The sequence below is a fragment of the Providencia sp. PROV268 genome, from assembly GCF_028477805.1.
Classification (GTDB): Bacteria; Pseudomonadota; Gammaproteobacteria; order Enterobacterales; family Enterobacteriaceae; genus Providencia; species Providencia stuartii.
This window is the reverse complement of sequence record NZ_JAMPLW010000006.1, coordinates 300,995-322,858: the sequence shown is the minus strand read 5'-3', so window position 1 is coordinate 322,858 and position 21,864 is coordinate 300,995. Positions and strand designations below refer to the sequence as shown.

General features: G+C 39.3%; 20 protein-coding genes and 2 pseudogenes. 10 read left to right on the top strand and 12 right to left on the bottom strand.

The window, feature by feature from the left end; genetic code table 11:
* Positions 1–73 precede the first annotated feature (73 nt).
* On the bottom strand, positions 74–667 hold the full coding sequence (tetC, locus tag PR699_RS06610) for a tetracyline resistance-associated transcriptional repressor TetC (protein ID WP_000428546.1): 594 nt from the start codon (positions 665–667) through the stop codon (positions 74–76).
* Positions 668–754: 87 nt separating this feature from the next.
* Between tetC and PR699_RS06605 the strand changes: the two genes are divergently transcribed.
* The 4 genes and pseudogenes from PR699_RS06605 to PR699_RS06590 all read left to right on the top strand — a co-directional run bounded on the left by PR699_RS06605 (position 755) and on the right by PR699_RS06590 (position 3,990).
* Positions 755–1,687 carry a helix-turn-helix domain-containing protein gene (locus tag PR699_RS06605; RefSeq protein ID WP_014656611.1) on the top strand — a complete coding sequence of 311 codons (933 nt, stop codon included), beginning with the start codon at positions 755–757 and terminating at the stop codon, positions 1,685–1,687.
* 83 nt (positions 1,688–1,770) lie between these two features.
* Positions 1,771–2,175: a RidA family protein gene (locus tag PR699_RS06600; protein WP_004922750.1), complete on the top strand. Its 405-nt coding sequence runs from the start codon at positions 1,771–1,773 to the stop codon at positions 2,173–2,175.
* 435 nt (positions 2,176–2,610) lie between these two features.
* Positions 2,611–3,722: pseudogene (locus PR699_RS06595) on the top strand (lactonase family protein).
* Positions 3,723–3,786: 64 nt separating this feature from the next.
* Positions 3,787–3,990: a hypothetical protein gene (locus PR699_RS06590; RefSeq protein WP_014656609.1), complete on the top strand. Its 204-nt coding sequence runs from the start codon at positions 3,787–3,789 to the stop codon at positions 3,988–3,990.
* Between the two features lie 37 nt (positions 3,991–4,027).
* On the opposite strand, the gene PR699_RS06585 is transcribed toward PR699_RS06590, so the two are convergent.
* Positions 4,028–5,371: an NCS2 family permease gene (locus PR699_RS06585; RefSeq protein ID WP_014656608.1), complete on the bottom strand. Its 1,344-nt coding sequence runs from the start codon at positions 5,369–5,371 to the stop codon at positions 4,028–4,030.
* A gap of 24 nt (positions 5,372–5,395) precedes the next feature.
* Complete coding sequence (locus PR699_RS06580) at positions 5,396–7,186, bottom strand: adenine deaminase (protein WP_004922737.1); 1,791 nt, start codon at positions 7,184–7,186, stop codon at positions 5,396–5,398.
* 195 nt (positions 7,187–7,381) lie between these two features.
* Between PR699_RS06580 and PR699_RS06575 the strand changes: the two genes are divergently transcribed.
* Positions 7,382–8,296, top strand: coding sequence for a LysR family transcriptional regulator (locus tag PR699_RS06575; RefSeq protein ID WP_004922734.1), 915 nt, complete (start codon positions 7,382–7,384; stop codon positions 8,294–8,296).
* Between the two features lie 12 nt (positions 8,297–8,308).
* On the opposite strand, the gene PR699_RS06570 is transcribed toward PR699_RS06575, so the two are convergent.
* Positions 8,309–8,815 (bottom strand): DUF2165 family protein, encoded by a 507-nt coding sequence (locus PR699_RS06570; RefSeq protein WP_014656607.1) that lies wholly within the window; start codon positions 8,813–8,815, stop codon positions 8,309–8,311.
* A gap of 279 nt (positions 8,816–9,094) precedes the next feature.
* On the opposite strand from PR699_RS06570, the gene PR699_RS06565 reads away from it, so the two are divergent.
* The 4 genes and pseudogenes from PR699_RS06565 to PR699_RS06550 all read left to right on the top strand — a co-directional run.
* The gene (locus PR699_RS06565; protein WP_014656606.1) at positions 9,095–9,988 is read left to right on the top strand and encodes a hypothetical protein; all 894 of its coding nucleotides are present in this window, start codon (positions 9,095–9,097) and stop codon (positions 9,986–9,988) included.
* Between the two features lie 199 nt (positions 9,989–10,187).
* Positions 10,188–10,925 (top strand): vWA domain-containing protein, encoded by a 738-nt coding sequence (locus PR699_RS06560; protein ID WP_004922730.1) that lies wholly within the window; start codon positions 10,188–10,190, stop codon positions 10,923–10,925.
* 480 nt (positions 10,926–11,405) lie between these two features.
* Positions 11,406–11,585, top strand: coding sequence for a hypothetical protein (locus PR699_RS06555; RefSeq protein ID WP_004922728.1), 180 nt, complete (start codon positions 11,406–11,408; stop codon positions 11,583–11,585).
* A 120-nt stretch (positions 11,586–11,705) separates the two neighbouring features.
* A pseudogene (locus PR699_RS06550) lies at positions 11,706–11,840 on the top strand (IS256 family transposase); the annotation flags it as partial.
* 52 nt (positions 11,841–11,892) lie between these two features.
* Here the strand turns inward: PR699_RS06550 and PR699_RS06545 are convergent.
* From PR699_RS06545 to PR699_RS06515, 7 genes are all read right to left on the bottom strand, one after another.
* Positions 11,893–12,594: a tetratricopeptide repeat protein gene (locus PR699_RS06545; protein WP_060560814.1), complete on the bottom strand. Its 702-nt coding sequence runs from the start codon at positions 12,592–12,594 to the stop codon at positions 11,893–11,895.
* Between the two features lie 334 nt (positions 12,595–12,928).
* Entirely contained in the window at positions 12,929–15,328 is a 2,400-nt protein-coding gene (locus PR699_RS06540; protein ID WP_014656604.1) for a beta-N-acetylhexosaminidase, read from the bottom strand.
* A gap of 264 nt (positions 15,329–15,592) precedes the next feature.
* Entirely contained in the window at positions 15,593–16,864 is a 1,272-nt protein-coding gene (gene efeB / locus PR699_RS06535; RefSeq protein WP_014656603.1) for an iron uptake transporter deferrochelatase/peroxidase subunit, read from the bottom strand.
* An 11-nt stretch (positions 16,865–16,875) separates the two neighbouring features.
* Positions 16,876–17,775 (bottom strand): EfeM/EfeO family lipoprotein, encoded by a 900-nt coding sequence (locus PR699_RS06530; protein ID WP_272577827.1) that lies wholly within the window; start codon positions 17,773–17,775, stop codon positions 16,876–16,878.
* Positions 17,768–18,601: an FTR1 family protein gene (locus PR699_RS06525; RefSeq protein WP_004922715.1), complete on the bottom strand. Its 834-nt coding sequence runs from the start codon at positions 18,599–18,601 to the stop codon at positions 17,768–17,770. The genes PR699_RS06530 and PR699_RS06525 overlap by 8 nt, the downstream gene beginning before the upstream one ends.
* Positions 18,602–18,612: 11 nt before the next feature.
* Positions 18,613–18,948 carry a cupredoxin domain-containing protein gene (locus PR699_RS06520; RefSeq protein ID WP_014656601.1) on the bottom strand — a complete coding sequence of 112 codons (336 nt, stop codon included), beginning with the start codon at positions 18,946–18,948 and terminating at the stop codon, positions 18,613–18,615.
* A gap of 226 nt (positions 18,949–19,174) precedes the next feature.
* The gene (locus PR699_RS06515; protein WP_014656600.1) at positions 19,175–19,732 is read right to left on the bottom strand and encodes an iron transporter; all 558 of its coding nucleotides are present in this window, start codon (positions 19,730–19,732) and stop codon (positions 19,175–19,177) included.
* A gap of 264 nt (positions 19,733–19,996) precedes the next feature.
* Here PR699_RS06515 and PR699_RS06510 point away from each other — a divergent pair, with 264 nt between their 5' ends.
* Positions 19,997–20,926, top strand: a complete 930-nt coding sequence (locus tag PR699_RS06510; RefSeq protein ID WP_004922707.1) for a hypothetical protein — start codon at positions 19,997–19,999, stop codon at positions 20,924–20,926.
* Positions 20,927–21,028: 102 nt separating this feature from the next.
* Here the strand turns inward: PR699_RS06510 and PR699_RS06505 are convergent, their stop codons facing one another.
* Positions 21,029–21,715, bottom strand: a complete 687-nt coding sequence (locus tag PR699_RS06505) for a hypothetical protein (protein WP_148271188.1) — start codon at positions 21,713–21,715, stop codon at positions 21,029–21,031.
* Between the last annotated feature and the right edge of the window lie 149 nt (positions 21,716–21,864).

The following is a 21,864-nucleotide window of genomic DNA, read 5'->3' as shown; positions in this document are numbered from 1 at the left end:
TGACCCTCTTGATAACCCAAGAGGGCATTTTTTACGATAAAGAAGATTTAGCTTCAAATAAAACCTATCTATTTTATTTATCTTTCAAGCTCAATAAAAAGCCGCGGTAAATAGCAATAAATTGGCCTTTTTTATCGGCAAGCTCTTTTAGGTTTTTCGCATGTATTGCGATATGCATAAACCAGCCATTGAGTAAGTTTTTAAGCACATCATCATCATAAGCTTTAAGTTGGTTCTCTTGGATCAATTTGCTGACAATGGCGTTTACCTTACCAGTAATGTATTCAAGGCTAATTTTTTCAAGTTCATTCCAACCAATGATAGGCATCACTTCTTGGATAGGGATAAGGTTTTTATTATTATCAATAATATAATCAAGATAATGTTCAAATATACTTTCTAAGGCAGACCAACCATTTGTTAAATCAGTTTTTGTTGTGATGTAGGCATCAATCATAATTAATTGCTGCTTATAACAGGCGCTGAGTAATTGTTTTTTATTTTTAAAGTGATGATAAAAGGCACCTTTGGTCACCAACGCTTTTCCCGAGATCTCATCTATTGAAACAGCTTGATAGCCTTTTTCAACAAACAATATTCGTGCTGAGTTAACCAGTGATTGATAGGTACTCTTAAAATTTTCTTGTTGATGATTTTTATTTTCCATGATAGATCTAAAATAACATACCGTCAGTATGTTTATGGTATCATGATGATGTGGTCGTGACAATCTTAAGAACATTTAGGTTATTTTATGTATATTGAACAGCATTCTCGCTATCAAAATAAAGCTAATAACATCCAATTAAGATATGATGATAAGCAGTTTCATACAACGGTTATCAAAGATGTTCTATTATGGATTGAACATAATTTAGATCAGTCTTTACTGCTTGATGATGTGGCGAATAAAGCGGGTTATACCAAGTGGTATTTTCAGCGGCTGTTCAAAAAAGTAACAGGGGTCACACTGGCTAGCTATATTCGTGCTCGTCGTTTGACGAAAGCGGTTGTTGAGTTGAGGTTGACGAAAAAAACTATCCTTGAGATCGCATTAAAATATCAATTTGATTCTCAACAATCTTTTACACGTCGATTTAAGTACATTTTTAAGGTTACACCAAGTTATTATCGGCGTAATAAATTATGGGAATTGGAGGCAATGCAGCCACCTATCAATTTCGATATTGATTATTTAGCAATTCCTCAAATTGTTGAGTGTGAACAGTATACTTTGCATATTAAAGAGTATCAGTATCTATCTTCATTAGATGAGGTTGGATTATTGCATGAAAATATTAGGGGAAGTTTTTGGGATGATTTTTTTAAGGCGACAAATTTAAAAATAAAAGAATGCTATGTGTTGATCAATTATCAGAAAACAGAGAAAAGATCACACATGGTGCAAGTGAAATACCAGATTGGCTTAAAAGCAATAGATCCAATTGTTGATCACAACCAGTTTAAAGAAATTTATTTACCTAGTGGAAAGTACGCAAAGTTTTCATTTAAAGGCTCTTTGGCTGAATACCGTGATTTTAGCTTAAATCTTTATCTTTATTCTTTGCCTTCTCTAGGGTTACTTCGTCGTGAAGGGGTGGATATTGAAAAATATATTAATAATAAAGAAAATGTAGAATTACCAATAAAAGAAATTGAAATAGAATATTTTGTGCCAATTTACTAACACTGAAAACTAGTTTGTTCAAGCTTTGTTTAAATATGAAAAGGTATTTTATTCAAAATACGATTATTTTAAAATGAGATAATATGTCAAAAAAATCAATTAATCCTTCATCTGTTTTTAATTCATTGCAGTATGGATTTAGTCAAGCTATTGAAACTACAGGTACTCGGCAGCTTTTTCTCTCTGGGCAAGTTGGTGTTGATGCGAATCAACAAACCGTGGCTGGTGGTATTTATGAGCAAACCATTCAAGCAATTAAAAATATCGAGTATGTCCTTAAAGAAGCCCACGGAACGCTGAATGATGTTGTTATGCTGCGGATTTATATTAAGCAAGGTTGTGATAGTGATGAAGAGCAAAATGCGATATCTCAGGCACTAAAAGAAAAGTTTACCTCGGCGCCACCAGCATCATCTTGGGTGATCGTTACGGGGTTATCATTGCCAGAGTGGCTGATTGAAATTGAAGCCCATGCAGTGCTTAATTAAATGAGATTAACCGATAATATTAATTATCGGTTTTCGCCAACTCAATAAAATCTAGGTGAAATACAGACTGTTATTGATGATTAAATAATGATGATTTTTGTTCAATAGCGCGACGCTTATCTCAAAAATAAAAATACATACTAAAGTTAAATTACCTATCCAGATTGATTTTAAAATTCAATTTTATCAACAAAGCCAGTTGTTAATGTGTAACACCAGCTAAGTGGAAATGGATAACGCTAGTTAGTAGATTATTTCCACGAGAAAATGGAAATAATGTGGCTGCACAGTCATAGATGATTTTTCTATTCTACCAATGTAGTGGTTAAGTTTAATACTCATATTCGGTCATATACCAAGATATGAGCGTGTATTGTTATTTAACTAGGAAAATTTATCATGGCAAATAAGTTATCTATCTGGGCGGCGTCATTTATGTTTGCGAGTACTTCTTTGGTAGCCGCTCCTCAATTTGCGTGGGTTGGAACTTATAGCCCTAATGGTGAAGGAATATATCGTTTTGATATCGATAATCAAACGGGGCAATTAAGCCGTAAAGTTTTAGCCGCTCCACTTACAAATGCTGCACAATTGGTTTTATCAAAAAATGGTAAAGTGCTGTATGCAGGGAGTGAAACAGAAAAGGGAACGGTTCATGCATGGCAGGTTAAGGATAATGGGGAGTTACAGGCGATAAATAATGTTTCATCTGGAGTGGCCCTGTTTATTTATCGATAACCCCAGATGGGCGCTACTTATTGGTTGCGAATTACCATAGTGGTGCTGTGTCGGTGCTTCCTATTCGAGATGATGGCGGTCTATTACCTGCAAGTGAAGTTATTCAACATGATGGTCCTGCTGGAGCCGCCTATCCTGAAGCGGCAGTTGAGGGGAGCTTTGCAATCAGTGATCATAACGGGCCTCATGCTCACATGATAGCAACCGACCCTTCAGGGGAATATGTGTTTACCACAGATCTCGGTCTTGACCGCATCTATCAATATCGCTTTGATGGAAAGAATGGAAAATTAATTGCAAATGATCCCCCATACATTATGGCATCATCAAAAGGTGCTGGCCCTCGCCATTTTGTTTTTTCTAAATTAGGAGACAGAGTTTGGTTGGTTAATGAAGAAGCATCAACATTAACTGAATATCAATTTGATAAACAAAAAGGTACTTTAAAAGAGAAGGCGACAGTTTCGACGTTACCTGAAAATTATAAAGGCACAAATTTTATTTCGGGTATTGTAGAGAGCCAAGATGGTAAACATCTCTATGTTGGAAATCGTTTACACAATAGTGTTGCACATTTTAGTATTAATGAAGAGGGTTCACTCAGCAAAGTATCACAAACATGGACACGAGGGGATTACCCAAGAACATTAACATTGTCTCCAGACGGTCAATATTTATATGTTATGAACCAACGTAGTGACAATATTACCCGTTTTAAGGTTGAACCGAATACAGGGGAATTGGTGTTTGTTGATGACTATGTACCGATTGGCGCCCCTTCACAAATGGTCGTCAGTGAGACAAAATAACTTACAGGTTTTATTGGTGGTGCTAATAAGTGCGATCAATGCGAGTTGAGAAAAGGAAATTGCAATGTCCGGTGAAAAATTAGGGAATGAACGTATTCGAAGTGCAACAGGGAATAATAAGCGTCTGTCACGGCTCGAAATCAATGAAATTAAGCGTGCGGTTGAAATTGAAAATTCAATCAGTAAGCGTCAAGGTAAACAGCCTAAACAACCTCAAATTGTGCGTTTTCACTGTGGCTGTAATTGCTTTTCAATTAAGGTTGATTAATGGGAAAGCACCCAACAGTTGTTGGGTGCTTATATGATCAGTGTTTGACCAGCGTAGAAAAATAGTAGACGAGTGGTACAGCTAATACCCATAAGCTGATAGGGATCTCTCTCCATTTCCCTGCAACAGCTTTAATCAGAATATAGAACAGTAGGCCACCTGCAATACCCGTACCGAAACTATTGGCGATCAATGTGATCATCACCATCATTAAAACAGGTAAACCATCCGTAAAGTTTGCAAGGTCAACTTTACGTAGTCCACTGAACATATTTAGTCCAATCAAAATTAATGCAGGCGCGGTGGCTTGCGCTGGGATCATTAAAGCAATTGGTGTAAACAGTAGCATTAATAGGAACATAAAGGCCGCTGCAAGAGCCGTAAGTCCCGTTTTACCGCCGGCTTCCGCAGCCGCTGAAGACTCAATTAAAGCGGTTGCCGCAGGAATGCCTACCCATGGGCCGAGTGCGGCTGCAATTGAGTCAACGATAAATGGGCGGTTAATGTTCGGCATATTGCCTTCTTTATCAAGTAACCCCGCTTCACCACCGACAGCCAGTGTCGTGCCCATCGTCGAGAAAAATTCAGCGGCAAAAAATACAAATAAAAAGGGTAAGAAGGCGATGTTTAAGGCGCCAATTAAGTCAACCTCTCCGAATACAGGGCCTACTGAATGAGGAATACCAATAAAGCTATCGGGTAATTTTGTGACCCCAAAAGGAATACCTATAACGGTGGCAAATAAAATTGCCCATAAAATAGCTCCGGGTATACGTCGTGCTTGCAAGGCGATGGCGACAAAGAAACCAGCCAAAGCCACTAATGCCCCCGGTGATAAAAAATCACCTAACATCAAGGCGTTGGTTTTAGGGTTAGCAAGTACTAAACCTGCATTTCGAAAACCGAGAACGGCAACAAATAAACCGATAGAGGCGGTTAGCCCAAGTTTGAACGATTGAGGAACCGAACGAGTGACAACTTCGCGTAAACCAAATTTAGTGAGCAGGAAGAATAAAATGCCTGACCAACAAGCTATGCCCAAACCAATTTGCCAGTTAATCCCTTCGCTACCTGCAAGTGTGATACCTACCAGTACAGAGCCGCCAATACCTGGTCCAACGACGAAAGGAAGGTTGGCATAGAAAGCCATTAGCAGACTCGCCAGCACAAAAACAATGATCGTGCCTGTTGTTGCGGCACCTTTATCCATTCCCCCTGCGGCGAGCAGCCCGGGGATCACAACTAACAAATAAGCGGCAGCAAGAAAACCTGTTACCCCTGCTAAGAACTCTGTTCTGACGGTGCTCCCTCGAGCGCGCAATGCAAAACGTTTTTCTAGCCAACTCCCTGATGTTGGCGCATTAATCATATTGTCAGCCATAAATTGGCTCTCCTATCATTATTATTAATTATTGTGATTGTGCGAGTGTTTACTGGTTTGAATCACGGGATCAACAATTTGTCGCGTTGTACCGTCAGTCAACCCTAGGTCAGTCAAATGAGGGCCTGCATTACAGGCAAGACAGGTGCCTTCAATAGCTTTAAAAACACGATAAGGCGGCTCCCAATCGGCTATTTCACTGCTAAGCTCTCGTAATTGACGAAACTGTTCGGCAAGCTGTTTTGCAGGCAGATCGGATAGCATGCCAGCAATTGGCATCGCAACGTGAGCGAGGACTTTACCGTTTTGAACTAAAGCCATACCACCGCCACTTTCGATAAGCAAATTAGCCGCGTGTGCCATATCTTCTGCATCACGACCTAGTACAACTAAATTGTGAGAATCATGTGAGTAGCTGGTTGCGATAGCACCGCGTAATTCACCCCAGCCTTCTAATAGTGCAATTTGTGGCTTGGCATCATGGCGTCCATGGCGATGTTGTACGCGGATCAAGCTAAAGCCATTCGGTATTTGAACTTTGCCATCGGTAATTTGCACATCAATTTCACCCCATTGTGTGAAGCGAGCTCCTCGAATATGGCGTAATCGAGCACTGCCATTAATAATATTATCAATTTGCAATGTGCAATCAGCGGCTGTGATAGGTGACAGACACATGGTATCTCTAGGTGGTAAAACGGTTTGATCTGTGGCTAGTGATTTAAATAGTTTTCCATCTTCGGAAATTTGCTGACCTGCAACATACACGCGGTGTGCTTGTAATTTTTTGAGTGAATCAAAGACCACCAAATCAGCGCGACGCCCTGCGGCAATTAACCCCAGATCGTGACGTTGTAAGCGAATGGCTGCATTTAAGGTTGCAAAACGGAGTACATCTGTCGCTTGCATACCATGCTCAATTAATAGATTCAGTAGGGCAATGATCCCCCCTTTTTCGATTAAAATATCAGGTGGAACATCATCGGTGCATACGGTGATTTGTGATGAGAGATGAGGTAGCTTTTGCAACTCAGCGACGATGTCTGGCAATAGATAAGGGTGAGAGCCACGAATTTCGAGTGTTAAACCAGCTCGCAATTTCTCTAAAGCATCTTCTGCTGAGGTAAGCTCATGATCAGATGTCACGCCAGCAGCGAGGTAGGCTTGTAAATCGGCTCCTTTTAACCCTCTAGCATGGCCTTCAATGAGTTTCCCCGACGTAAGCCCCGCGTTTAAAATCTCCTCCATTCGTTCACTACCATGAAGAACGCCGAACATATCCATCACTTCTGCAACACCATGGACCTCTGGCCAACTTAACATGGTTGACATTTCTTTTCCGGCAAAGTCGGCTCCTGACATTTCAAGGCCTGGTGTTGAGGGAACAGAGGAGGGGGCAGCTACCATGACATGCAGCGGTAAATTGCGGCTTGCTTCAATCGCATAACGGACACCTTCCAAGCCTAATACATTAGCCAATTCATGGGGATCCCAAAATACCGCGGTGGTTCCTTGTGTTAGCACTATTTCGGCGTAACGTACGGGAGGAAGATGGGAGCTTTCTAAGTGAACATGTGTGTCAATCAGCCCTGGTGAAATAAAATACCCGTTAAGGTCATGGATTTCCTTGGCATCACTTCGGCTTCCTGTTGGGTGGACACTCGCAATGAGTGAATCGACGATACCAATATCGGCGGCACGGATCTCGCCAGTGACCATGTCGACAATATTGGCTTGTGTGAGAAGCAGGTCAAAAGGGATTTCACCTTTTGCCGCTTGCACTGCTCTGCGTCTGCTGTAGTTGGTTTCGCTCATAAAATACCATCAATAAATGATCCTTTGCTGCTACTTTATGAGTTACGCAAACGTTTGCCAAGATGATAAAACTTATCAGATCATAAGAAAGGGTTATAATGGTGAATAAGAGCATTAAGGCTAGGTTAGGCTTTGTATGGTTAATTAGAGGGTTATAACAACGCCTTATCATAAAATAGAGTGTGAATAGAGAACATGAGTGAACCATGGCAGCGCCTGCCTGCATTGACGTTAAAACAGATACAATATTTTGTGACTTTGGCACATTTAAGGCATTTTACTGATACAGCGAGCCGACTAGCCATTAGTCAACCTGCGTTGAGTAGTGCATTACGTCAAATTGAAAGTGTGATTGGAGGAAAACTAGTTAATCGAACCGCTTCCTCTGTAACGCTAACAGAGCTTGGTGCTGCTATTTTACCGCATGCTGAACGTATACTGAGTGTTTCACACCGTGCTTTTAGTGATATTCAACAGATAATTGACGAAGGCGGAGACGGCACGTTGCGTATTGGCTTGGTGCCTTCCGTGAGTTCACTACTTTTTCCTGATGTGCCGACACAACTTAATTTGCACTTTCCTCGGCTGAATGTGGAGTTTTACGATAAAACCAATGATTCATTAGTTTCTCAATTAATGAATAATGAGATTGATTTTGGGGTTGGTGTATTAGACAGCTCAGTCCCTAGAGAGTTACAACTGTTTACGTTACAAGATGACCCTTTTGTCGCAGTCGTACATCGAGAAGATGTATTAGCGGGAGGCTTCCATTTGCCTTGGAAAATGCTTAATAATCGCGATATTGCGGTGTTTTCTAAAGGCAACATCCAACGTTTAGTGTTAGCCACATTGGAAAGCCACCGCTTAAAGCCCAATATTCGTTATCAAGTTGATTACATTGAAACGCTATATGGCTTAGTCCGTTCTAAATTGGCGATTGCTATTCTTCCTCACCTTTATACCGTACATTTACGCGACCCTGACTTAATGGTTTTGCAGTTACAGCAACCGGCATTGACTCGCACGGTGTCTTTGATGCGAACCAGCCAAATCTTAACACCAATGGTAGAATCCGCATTTACAGTGCTGCTTAAGACACTGAAAGCATAAGCTGCTTTTTAATTACTCATGCGGTTTTTCATCATCGCTGTCACGAGCCGTGACATACATGAGTACCAACAAAATGGTAATAAAGAAACGGAATGCATTGGGTATACCGTTCCATTGTTTTGACATCCACATTGCAAACCATTCACCCCCAATAGACATAAATACGACTTGCCATAATAAGAATGCCAGTGTTAATCCGATAATTGCCCATTTTTTGCTTTGATTAAAAGCCACAGCATTTTTGTTGATATTTTTAAATAAGATGAAAGCTCCCCACCAACAAATGAGAGCCGCAATAATTTCAATACTAATAATAGTGATATAGACAAGATGGTGAAAGGGAGGTGAATTGATAGCCCGATACTTCACATTTGCATTAGGGAATATTGCATCCATTGTTAGGACATGCTGTACAAATAAAAAATTTGTGTTGTAATCGGTTAAATTATTAAAGGCAGTAAATGAAATGAATAAGGCTATAGCACAAACACAGAGTGATTTTGATAAACGAATTATCATTTGTTTCCCTTAAGTTATTTTTCATCGTTTCATCCGTTGATAATTCGACAAGATAGCATCATTGACAAATTGCAGCTATTAACCATAGTAAATATCAGACAATATTCATCATATTGGCGACTTATTCTAAATAAGATAAATATTGAATATAAGTGCTATAAATATTATGAAGAAGGTAGGCGGTTTAGCTTAGTTTAAAATATGTTTCTATTTTTAATATGCTAATATTTTTCTATTAGAAAATGATAATACACACACCAATAGTGAGAAAAATAGATAATGAAAACAATATGTAAAAGTGGATTGCTAGCTATTGCGATGTTTGCTGTATCTGCTTGTGATGATTTTGATCCAATGAGCCATAAAGGTGAGTTTTATTATAGTAATCCAACAAACGATAATATTTCATTTAAGGTCGATAATAACGATTATAATGTGCTACCAGGGCAAAGAGGCATTATTCAACTTGCATCGGGTAAACATACGTTAGAAAACAGCCAAGGTGAATTATTTTCGTTTATGGTTTTTGACAACAATAACGGGGGGATTATTAACCCAAATAACCTTGTTTATTATACCCTTTCAGAGGCTTATGTTGTTGAAGGTAAAGCTGATCGTTTCAAACCGACCACTTATAACGTAACTATCAACGGCCATGATGTCAATATGGCAGTAAGAAGCGCAAATGCGTTTGTCATTGATGCTAATTTATTTAAGTGTAGCTATTTATTGGGAGAGCCTTTCCCTGAATCAATCACGACACATGATCAAAAATTAGACGGTAATATTAAGTCAAAGTGTTTTGATAAGGCTGAATTAATTGAATATATTGCCAATGAATATGGTGAAGATTTACAGCCTAATATGCCGGGAGATGCCCTGCATGACTCCATCAATATGGCCTTTAGTTATGAGCTACCAACAGCAGACTTTACGGATCAATCGGTTCAGTCAATAGCCGAAGAATTGGTGAATTTACTAAAACAACTGAAAGAAACCAATGATACTGCTATCCATGAAAAATTAAATCAACAATTTCACCAGCTCAGTATCGAATTAGTGAAAGCTCATGCTAATAACTCGGCATCTAATTCAGTTTCAGATAACGAGCAATACAATAATTTTGTTCATCAGGTTGGTGAATTGAGAGGTTATGGTATTTGGGAAAAATAATAATAAATTTTAAATAATCAAAAAAGATTGTATTTATAAAATCCCCCCAATCGTTGGGTAATCAATTATTGGGGGATTTTGTCTCCTTTTCTTTTTAAGAATCTGCCTGCAAACTAACCAGAGAATTCTTATGTGAAATGATTGTGATAAACGGATGATAGCTATTATCAAATAAGATCATCTGCATAGGAATAATAATATGAAGGCAATATTAAAGCCATTTCTTGGTATTACGTTTGCTTCTATCTTTTTGATGTTTTCTTCAATAGCAAACGGCAAATCGATCGTTGTAGAAAAAACACAGCCTGAAGTCTTAGACCTTGTATTTATACTGGATAAAAGTGGTTCAATGTCAGGTTTTGAATCTGATACGATTGGCGGCTTTAATCGTGTGTTAACAGAAAATCGTAATAAAAAAGGGGATGTCTTTATTACGACAGTGCTGTTCAATGATAAAACAACCCTCTTACACAATAGAGAGCCTATTGATAAAGTACCAAATTTAACTTTAGAAGATTATCAGGTTGGCAGTAATACTGCACTATTAGATGCGGTTGGTGACACCATTAGCAAAATGCAAGAAAACCGGAAGATAACAAAAAATAATAACGTTTTATTCGTTATCATTACTGATGGTGAAGAAAATAGTAGCCACAAATATAGTCAATCGAAAATTAAATCTATGATCAAATCGGCAGAAATGGAGGATAAATGGGACTTTATCTTCCTTGGCGCCAATATTGATGCGATCACTGCTGCCGATAGTATTGGTATTAGTCGCTCTAAAGCAACTGGATATGTGCAAGATAAAACTGGTTACGACAAAGCATATAAAGCGATTAATAATGCCGTTGAGTCAAAGAAAAATGCTGCACCAATATCAGAGGAATGGAAAAAAGAGGTTGAAACTGACGCGATGGAGCGCACAAATAAGTAGTGTAATGGAAGAGTAGATTTACTGATAAACTAATCCCTCAATATTGAACTGCACCCCAAAAGTGAGACGCCTTTAGTCTAATTTGAAGGGTGCTTTTCTATGTTAAAACATACTCTAGAGTTTAAACTTGAAATTATTCAGGCCTACCTAAATGGTGAGAGGGGTTAAAATACTCGATAAAAGATTTAAACGTAATCATGATACGACTTGGTGATGGATTGAAAATTATCAACAGCACGGGGTGTATGGGCTAAACGTTAAAACATGAAAACAGGTTTATTTTCCTGAATTCAAATTTCATACGGTTCACATGATCCTAAATGGGACATTTTTACATGAGGGCTCTGACAGCTTGATATCAATGGCTGATCATATAAAGAATACGGTAGATAGGAAGTAAAAATAAACCGAAAGGGTGCCCAAACCAAATGAAGAAGTCTTCCCTGTTTTTGAGACAGCGATGGTAAAATTTCAGCTGAAATGCTGGGCAAGAACACTGTAATTTATGTTGAGAAACAACTTGGTGTTAAAATAGGTGAATATACAACATTTTGTAAAAATACTGTTGGTGCTTGTGCTGAGGCATCAGCAGCAGACTCGTTGATCCGCCAAGGGGTTAAGCCAGAAAATATCCGATTTACCCAAGCGGTCAGGCCATGAGAGGTTTGGGAAAAAGATACAATCCCGCTAAAAGCAATAAAAGAAACATGTGACAATTGCCTAGTTACATGGCCAACAGGCATAGATAAATGAGTGCATTAGCAAATGACTGGAAACCAAGACTCTGCACAGAAAGTGATTTATTTAGCGATTGAATCGGCCTCTAAAAAATGGAGTATGCCAATTCAAAACTGGAAACAGGCAATGAGTCGTTTTATTATTGAGTTCGGTGACCGCCTAAACGGCCACATTTAATAAAAGGCAAATACACCGAATTATTTACAGTGTCGGCAATGGCTCTCCCTATTTATTGTTCACTGATATCTTTTAGTTCTAGAACTCTTTTACACCCATCTTGATTACCGTTATCGCACGACTTGCTATACCAAATTTTAGCAGTTGATTTGCTCTGTCTAACTCCTAATCCTTTATCATACATTTGTGCTAGATTGAATTGAGCCAATTCATTGTCTTGTTCTGCACCTTTCTGGTACCACTGTAGCGCCTGCTGGTAATCCTGTTCAACACCATTTCCATACTGGTACAACACGCCAAGATTATTCTGAGCTGCACTATTATTCTGTTCGGCAGATTTCAAATACCACCGTAACGCTTGCTGGTAATCCTGCTCAACTCCTTCTCCAAGATAGAACATCACCCCCAAGTTGCTTTGAGCGCTAGAATTTCCTTGTTGGGCCGATTTCAGGTACCATAGCCGCGCTTGCTGATCATCTTGCTCCCCACCCCAACCATGACTAAACATCACACCAAGCTTATATTGAGCATCTGCATTGTTCTGTTTTGCTGCTTTCTCATACCACTGTCTAGCCTTCTGATAATCCTGTATAACTCCTTCTCCATATTGATACATAGTACCTAATCTGTATTGAGCAGTTGCATTTCCCTGTTCGATTTTTATACATAAATCATGATCTGGTACTTCACAACTTGCGGCACTAACGACTACTGGAAGCATCCCCAAAAAAAGGAGAAAAATCGTTTTTTTCATCTAATCCTTATTCCCTAATCAGCACGTGAGGTAGGTATCGCTATGTTATATAAACCTATTAAAATCTAACGAATTTTAGTTCAGAGCATAAAAGCAATAATTCAATATGGGATTAATAAGTGTTATTGCTTATCTGGCTTTATCATCGAGAAAATAGCGAATGAAAAACATACCTGAAAAAGTGGCGATATCATTAAAGTAAGTTTAACTTAAGGTAAAAGAATAGCATAAACAAACAGTGACTGATTTTCCAACTATTAAAACTCTTTATACCGATTATATTCCCCCCAAAAGTCGAATACTTGAGTTTAACTAAAGGGGGGATTGACTGTAACTATTGACCTGTTGTCGGGATGTGGCGGAGTAGTTTTTCTAGTGGTTCGACAATTGCAATGACAACTTCATCTTGCAAACCTGAGCTTTTTTCTAACTGCTGCAAAATAGCTGCTTTACGGCTCTCGGCTAACGGCTCACCTGTCGTATAATGCTTAATCAGTTCTAAACCAATCACCGTCAATTGTTCCACATTCTCGGTAACAGGCGTTAACCTAACTAAGTTAGCATTCTGTTTAATAAGACGCTGGACTTGTGGAATATTATCTTGCCAACGTTTTAATCTCTGCTCTAACCATTGTGCTGCCGCTGTATCATTCGGTTTAGCGATTAATGCGTCAATATGCTGGCGGAAGGCTCTTGCTTGCATACTTTCGGCCGGTAAAGCATCGACAAATCGGTTAAGAGGTTCATATTGATGATATTGGTTTTCTCTCCACTTAAGATGATGGCGAGTATAGTAATGTGCAGGCTCTACAGATTCAGAGAGGATCATCAAAGGCTCAATTTCAACGCCATTTGCTAAACGTGTAAATTCACGGGCCGTTTGTGCATGCTGCTGTAAACCCACCGAAATGGTTGACCAAGCATCTGTTGCGTTTAGGCGACGATACATGTCATTCTCATTATTGACATCTTTTGCAGACCATAGGCGCTCGGATACGGCAAAAGCACGTGGCCATAGCTTAGTATCAATGATGGGAGCGCGAATATTTTCAGCCCATAACGCAATTTCCCCGCCGAGAATATTGGTCATTTTATTATTGTCGGGCGTGGTTGGCGCAATTCCTTCGGGAATGGCTGTTAAGTGGGTTCCTGTCGTTGGATAGCGAGCATTACCTATTATGGTATAACCGCTTAATTTATCATCCGTTAAAGTAACAACAGGACGAGTTTCTCCCATCCAAGTGTCCACTGAAAAACTGACTTGTTTAGGCGAAAACCACTCAATCTTATTAATTTCTCGACGTGATTTACCTGCAAAATCAATAAATCCACGCCATCCATTTGACCCCTTTATTAATGTAAAACTACCTTTGACGGGGCTACCTTTTAACCTTTCGATTTCAAATTGCCAACTTTGCGATTGTTCACCCTGTTTAACATTTGTCTCTACAGTAAGTGGCTGAGGTAGTATCTCATTTCGATAATGGTATGCCGCACTTTGAGATTGATCGAGATAGAAACCGGTTGAAAGTAAACCTTTAAATCCTTCTTGAGCGCTATCGCCTAAAGAATCTTGTCCTTGCCACGACTGAATAACAATATTTTTTGATAGTGAAGGGTGTTGAATTTCATCCCAGCCGACCATTTTACGGTTATGTTTTGTGAGGATTTGTTCAAGCCGTTGATTGAAATAAGCCTGTAGTGCATGGGTATCTTTCAGGTTGTTTTTTTGCATAAACTCCTGAATAGATGGATTGTTTTTCCATTGGGTTGGGTCAACCTCATCTCCGCCAATATGGATATATTCATCTGGGAAGATAGTGGTCAACTCGTTAATTAAGCTATCTGTAAATTGGTACACATTTTCTTGGGTTGGATTAAGTAGAGGCTGATGCACTCCCCAGTGACGTTCCATTTGGTAAGGGCCAGCTGCGCTCATAAGCTCAGGGTAGGCAACAGCAATAGCTGAGGCATGACCAGGGAAATCAATTTCAGGCACCACCCGAATTCCTCTTTCTTTGGCATAGGCGACAACTTGGCGCATTTGATCTTGAGTATAGTATTGGCCATCACTGGCTAGCTGTTGTAATTTAGGGTAGCTAAGTGACTCAAAACGCCAACCTTGGTCATCGGTTAGGTGCCAATGAAAAACGTTTAACTTAGCGGCTGCCATACCATCAATTTGGCGCAAGATATCATTGATTGGTAAAAAATGTCGTGAAGAATCAAGCATCACACCGCGCCAAGCAAAACGCGGACTGTCTTTAATTGTAAGCAGTGGGATAAACGTATTTTCCCCATCTGTTTGTATCAATTGTAATAATGTTTCCATCGCTCGCATTGCACCAAATCGGGTTGCCGCTTTGATCGTGGCGCCATGGTTATCTGTTGTGATTTGATAACTTTCGTCCATTTGTAGAGATGGCAATTCAGGTACTTTTTTCTCGATAAAAATTTTTATCGGGGCTTGAGTGTTGTTTGCTTGGTGTGGTGTTAATTGCCAGCCTGTTTGGGTCTCTATTCTTTCACGCCAACGACGGGTTGCATCACCTAAATCATCGCCTTCTACATAAATATCTAGCGTATTATTTAATACCCATTTTCCATCGGCATTTTTTACTTCAACTTGCTGTGGCCAAGGCATGAGCGGTAATTCAGATAATGATTGTGCTCCGCTTGGTAATGAGTAAATAAGTGAGGATATGACGATAGCAGACGTAAGTTTGTTAATCATAGAGATCCCTTATTATTCGTAATAGTGAATGCCATTTTGAGCATAAATCAATCTATGAAGTCCAACACGGTTATCGTATTAAATGATACGGGTCACATTATTTTTTATTGCGAATTAAGTGTGGGGGATGTTGATTTATTTAATTTATTGATTTTGTGATTGTTTTTAAATGTGGCTATTAGAAGGGAAAAGAGGGGGTGATGATGTTTAGTAGAATATTCAAGTGCGGGAAGGCAATGCGCGATCCCGCAAAAATTAAATCGATTAAGCTTTTTTGGCGGCTTCAAACATACCTTGAGCTAGGTAGTCTTGGGCTGTTTGTACACCTGGCAATACAAAATAGTAGCCACCCCCAAAAGGTTTAATATAGCGTTCAAGTGGCTCACCATTAAGCCGTTTTTGAGTATCAATAAAACCTGTTTTAAGATTTTTTTGGTATGAAACGAAGATAAGCCCCATATCAAGTAACCCATTAGGGGTTAAACCAAGTGAGTAGCTGTAGCTACGGCGCCTTAGTTTTGCGGTATAACGCTCAGGGTTACGAGGTTCGGCACGGCGCATGTGGGAGTCGAATAATACGCGGTCCCCATGAGGATCTTTGTCAAATTGAGGGTCATCATGTTCTTGCTTCATACCGATAGGTGCCCCTGTATCTTTATGGCGACCGAAATCATTTTCTTGGTCTTCAAGCGGGGTTCTATCCCAAAATTCAAGATTAAAACGGATGAGTCGTACTGCTTGATAGGTGCCGCCAGTACACCAACTAGGCTCTTTTCCTCCTTCGGTAACCCAAATAAGTTCATTCATTAATTGGTTATCATTGGCAGGAGCATTGCCTGTGCCATCTTTAAACCCAAATAAATTGATTGGCGTTGATTGGCTGTCAATATCACGAGAAGGTAAGAAACCATCTATTTTCCACAGTGGGAACATAAAAGGGGATGTATGCCTTAAAATATCGCGTAATGCATAAATGACGCTTTCTTGACTATTCGCACAAATTTGTAATGTGATATCACCGCCACACCACTTTTGCTCTAGCCTATCATTTGGAAAACTGGTCATTTCAACAAGATAGCGAGGTTTGATTTTATCTAACCCAAATCGTGTATCAAATAAGCTCTGACCCAGAGAAACCGTGACAGTTAAAGCATCTGGCTGAATGTGAGTTCCTAAAATCCCTGATTCAGCCGGCGGCATACGGTCATTAGGGGTTTTAGGTGCTGTTTGTACCTGCGTTAGATACGCAATTCTTTTTGTCAGTATTTCGAATAGCTTCTGTAGTTTATCGAGTGATTCAACGGTGACATTAAATGCAATAAATGAGGCATTTTTCTGTTCAGGCGTTAAAACACCCGCTTGGTGTAAGCCTTCAAAAGGGATCGTCTTATCATAGGACGACAAACAGGCATTTTGGCGCGTGTTAGCCGCAAATGTAGGAGCCGCTGCAATAAAACTACCAACAGCTAATGTTTTTAATGCATTGCGCCGAGATAAGCTGACAGTTGTAGAATCGTTTTGTAATTTAGCCTTCATGGCTTGTTACCTCAATATTTATAATATACATCAACACTGAGCTGATATCTGAGCTGTGCGAGGTCTTCAGCTTGCTGCGTTAATACGGAATAAAGTGCCATCATGTCTTTTTTGCTCAACTGGTTATAAGGCAGGTAAATCCCCGAGGGCAATTGATAAGGCTTCATGATCTCATTGGCCTTTTGATAATTATTTTGGATACGTTGGAGCACGTTGGGAGCGATAAAAGGGGTCAGCACTTTAATAACGTGTTGTGAGCCTTGCAGGTTTGCTGCTATATCGCTCAAATCAGATTGGCTATAGATATTCTCTTTGCCAGCCAATTTAGTTTCAAGGATCATCTCAATAAAATCGGCTGACGCTTGCACTAATTTAGGTATCTCAACACGTTCAGTCGCTACGCGTTTTTGAAGATCCCGGGCTTTTAGCAGTAGCTCATCGGTTGCAGCGAGTGCCGCTTTACTGTCTTTACGGTCAAATAATTGATATTCAATAAGATGGAAACCAGTGAAACGGTAATCTTTTTCTTTATCAGGAAAGTAGTCAGCCCTAGCATTAATGGTTCTGTCAGTATTACCAAACAATATAATAATTGGGCGAACAGATTCGTAATATTGATGTGCCTGAATATAGGCTTGTTCAGCGGTTTTGAGGTCGCCTTTTTTTAAACTTTTGTTCAAGGTTTCCAGTTGAGAAACCATTTTGCCTAATTGTTCCGTTGTATAACTTAAATAATTTGTAATGGCGGAATGATATTTCTCAGGGGTGGGAATATCACCTTTAGCGATAATTATGTCATCCCCTGTTTGTACAGGGGATCTTAATGCTTTTGCTGATACAGTAGTGGGTATTGCTATGACTAAAACCATACCGCATAGAAACATAGACTTTAGTGTTTTAGCATTACGCATGTTTTTTACTCCGAGAAAACAGCGCGATAACGACTATCCAATAAATGACAAATGTAATTACACTTAGCCAAATTGGCTGTGAGCGGTAAGCGAAGAACGAAGAGATAAAATTACCTACAATATTTGAATCATCTAATAGTGCTGTCGTATCCCATGCTGGGTAAATTAAAAACTCAGGAATAGCATAATCATATTCAATTAATAAGTTTGCGCTCTCTTCAACCCCTTTGAGTAGTAGCGATAAAGCAAGAAAGAGTAAGACCACGCCGGTGATTTTAAAGAACAGCTTCCATGAAATAAAACGGTTAGTAAGCAAGAAGGCATATAATGTTAGGCCTGCAATTAATACGCCACCTGCGACTTCTAAAGCAAATCCTGAAGCATTTTCTGCATTTAATGACATGATAAAGCTAGATAGGAAAACAACGATCTCACTACCTTCTCGAGCGATAGCAATAGCGATGATGAGTGCTGCTCCCCACCAATTATGGCGCTCTGCATTTCGGCTAATACCGGATTCAATTTCGGATTTTAAGGAACGACCATGCTTATTCATCCAATAGACCATTTGGACGATTAATATACACGCAAGGAATTCCATAAAGATCATAAACAGGGATTGCCCTGTATCATCAAGAATATTAAATACGCCATAAATGAGTAATGCTAACAAAATGGAAATGAGAAGACCGAGGGCAACCCCAGTCCATAAAAAACGCATTCCATTTCGTGCATCTGGGTGGTGTTTGATCCACGCATAGATAATGCCGATAACGAGTAGCGCTTCAAAGCTTTCACGCCATACAACAAACAGAACTTGCCCCATAAATTATCCTACTACTTCGCTATGATCTCACCTTTTGGGTGAGACAGGTGAAAATCATCAAAAAAGGTGTAACTTCCTGGTTTTAGAGGTGCAATGACGACAACAGAGCTAGCCCCCGGAGCGAGCACTTTTTCTTTGCGTAATTGGGTGCTTTCAAACTCTGCAGGTTCAGTGCCTGTATTGGTGATTTTGATCCGAATAATAGTTTTTGCAGGAACCTCAAGGACTCGTGGGATCAAGTCACCATTTTTCATTTCGAGTTCGACGGTAAATTTTTCTGCTGCGAAAACCGTATTCGGTATTAGCACTGAAAAAAGAAGCAGAGTAAGGCTTAGTAGTGTTCTCATCTTCATTTAGCTCAACAAAAGTGACCTTTAATAAAAGTAAAAGGGCTATTCGCAGCAATTAAGCAGCGGCTAGCCCTTAAACCCTATACACTCGCGATATTCAAGTTTAAATAACAGCGATATTAGTGATGCTGATGCGCACAGTTCATAAAGGTTTGTATGATCCTTGTGATACATTCATTTCACTTAGCTGCATCCCGAATGATTTAGAGTATTGATTCGTAGGTTAGTAGCTGCCTTTACGGCCGACGCCCGCATAGTCAAACTCCCATGAAACTTCGAAAGGTTTGAACCAAGGAGCAACGCCTGTTTCTTTATCGATATGACGACCAAAGGCAACTTGTTTGTTGTAGGATGGTGGATAAATTTTGTAGGTTACCTTGTATTTACCATTACCATCTAACTTGATGTTTTCGCCATAGTGAGGCCCATCACTTGCGACCATTGGCATGAAAGTACCCGTTTGGGTTTGGGGTTTGTCACCAAGTTTAGTTACTGTGTATTCGATGCTGAGATATGGGATCCAATCACCTTCAGCAAAACCATTCGGATTATCTTCAACCGCATGAATATCTGCTTCTAAATGGATATCTGCTTTATCGGCCGGAAGGTGGGACATTGCATGTTGTCCTTCTTCGGTATCCATTGTGATAGGCTGTAGATAAACACCTTGGATTTCCATTCCATTTTTAATGACGGGCTGGCCTAAAGGGTATTCTTGAGCAAAAGCAGCCACAGAGAATAGAGCTAAACCCGAAACAGCAGCTTGATAAGCGAGTTTCATCATTTTGTCCTTACCATTATTTTATTATAGGAAGCGCAATGATAATCATTATTATTACTGCTATTCAAGTTAAAGTTTAAGCTGAAAATTTCATTTAACGCCAAATACATGAAAAGTTTTAAAAAAATAATTACAGTAAGAAAGTTATTATTCTTTAAAAAATATCTTGTTATATCGAATATAATCAGCTTATTGATTTTATGTCACGATGAATTGAACAGAGTTTGTTTATTATCACCCCACGAATATATAAAGGTGTAAAGTATGCAAAAACGTTATCTTGATTGTACGGCTTCTGAAATACTGCATATGAATAAAAAGGCATTATTAGAAGCGATTAAAGGAAGTGAAGGGCGCCTAGTGGTTTCTGAGACTATTGGCACTATTCAACCTGTTTTAATGAATGTGACAAATGCTGAACTTGCAGCGAGTCAAGGTGCTGACATTTTACTATTAAACATTTTTGATGTGGATAATCCCGTTGTTCAAGGGCTTCCTGATAATACACCTCAAACAGAGATCATCCGCACGTTAAAACGCCTTACTGGCCGAGCTATCGGCGTGAATCTAGAGCCTGTTCCCGCAGGTTTTAATAATCCTCATCAAGATGCGCAGTGGAAAATATCTGAAGGGCGATTAGCTACGGTAAAAAATGCCATCAAATTAAAAGAGATGGGAGTGGATATTATTGTATTAACGGGAAATCCAGGCAATGGCGTCACCAATCATGAAATTAATTTAAGCCTAAAAGAGCTTAAAGCGGCTGTGGGTGAAAATATTATCTTGGTCACGGGCAAAATGCATGCTGCGGGGGTGTTAAATGAATCTGCTGAGCAGTTAATTACCGAGACAGATATTCGTAGTTTTATTGATAGCGGTGCAGATGTGATTTTATTACCAGCCCCTGGAACGGTGCCGGGGATCTCAGCCGAATTTGTGCAAAAAATGGTGGCTTATTGTCATTCACAAGGGGTATTAACGATGACGGCAATTGGGACATCGCAAGAAGGGGCGGATATACAAACCATTCGCCAAATTGCGCTGATGTGCAAAATGGCAGGAACAGATCTGCATCATATCGGCGATTCGGGCTATAACGGTATTGCATTACCAGAGAATATTTTAAATTATGGTATTGTGATCCGAGGTGTTCGGCATACTTATTCACGTATTGCTCGTTCAATAAATCGTTAGTGTTTTTTAAGCCGAGAGTTGATAGGGAATAGCTTTCGGCTTTGTGGTTTATATTCGTTTCATTAGGTAGACCAAATGAGGAAAGTGCGACAGCTAAGGTGATTATTTATTAACGTTATCGGTATCGGTATCTGTATTGGTATAGCTAATATTGTTTACAGTTTCTGGATAAAGCCAACTCATAAATAAAGTCAATCCAATAAATATCGGGATAACTGAAGCTAATAACAAACCTAAAGCCCATGAAAATGGTAGGTTTATGGACAAAAATGTCCATAATATAAAGGAAAGACCTAAAATTATGATTGAGATAATAATGGCCTCTATATTTTCTACCCTTCTCTTTGATGGTGCAAATTCAAAGGTTTTTGGGTTTACATCGAGTTTAGTAAATACACTTTGATTGATTTTTATATCAGGAGTTCTCGCAAGTCCTTTAAGGACCGCCTTGAGCATCCACTTCCTTTTTTCTATTGGAGAGAAAAGTGAATAGTTAAGCCAGTTTTCGAGGGGTAATTTATATTCTTTACGCTCATTTGAGGCATTTTTATATTGAAAAACAAGATAGTCAGGCCGATTTCTACCGCTTGTTTTAATATGCACAATATACTCAGAGCAAATAGTTTCCCAGAGTATTTCAATGTTCCCGTTTGGATATAGGGTATTAATAATACGAAATCCGTCGTTATCTACAGAAAAATAACCAACAGTTTTACTTAATCGTTTTAGTAGAGCATAAAATGAAACTAATAGTATGGCCTCAATAGTAATAAAAAGTAACTTTCCCAAGATAACTTCCCATAAAATGAGAGAAGTAAATGCATATAGCAATGCAAAAAATAGCCATAAAAAATAAATAACTGCTTGATTACCATGGCCAATTACGGGTTCTATAGGGCGTTTTAGTTCATTTGGTAATGGGTAAATTATCGTTATCG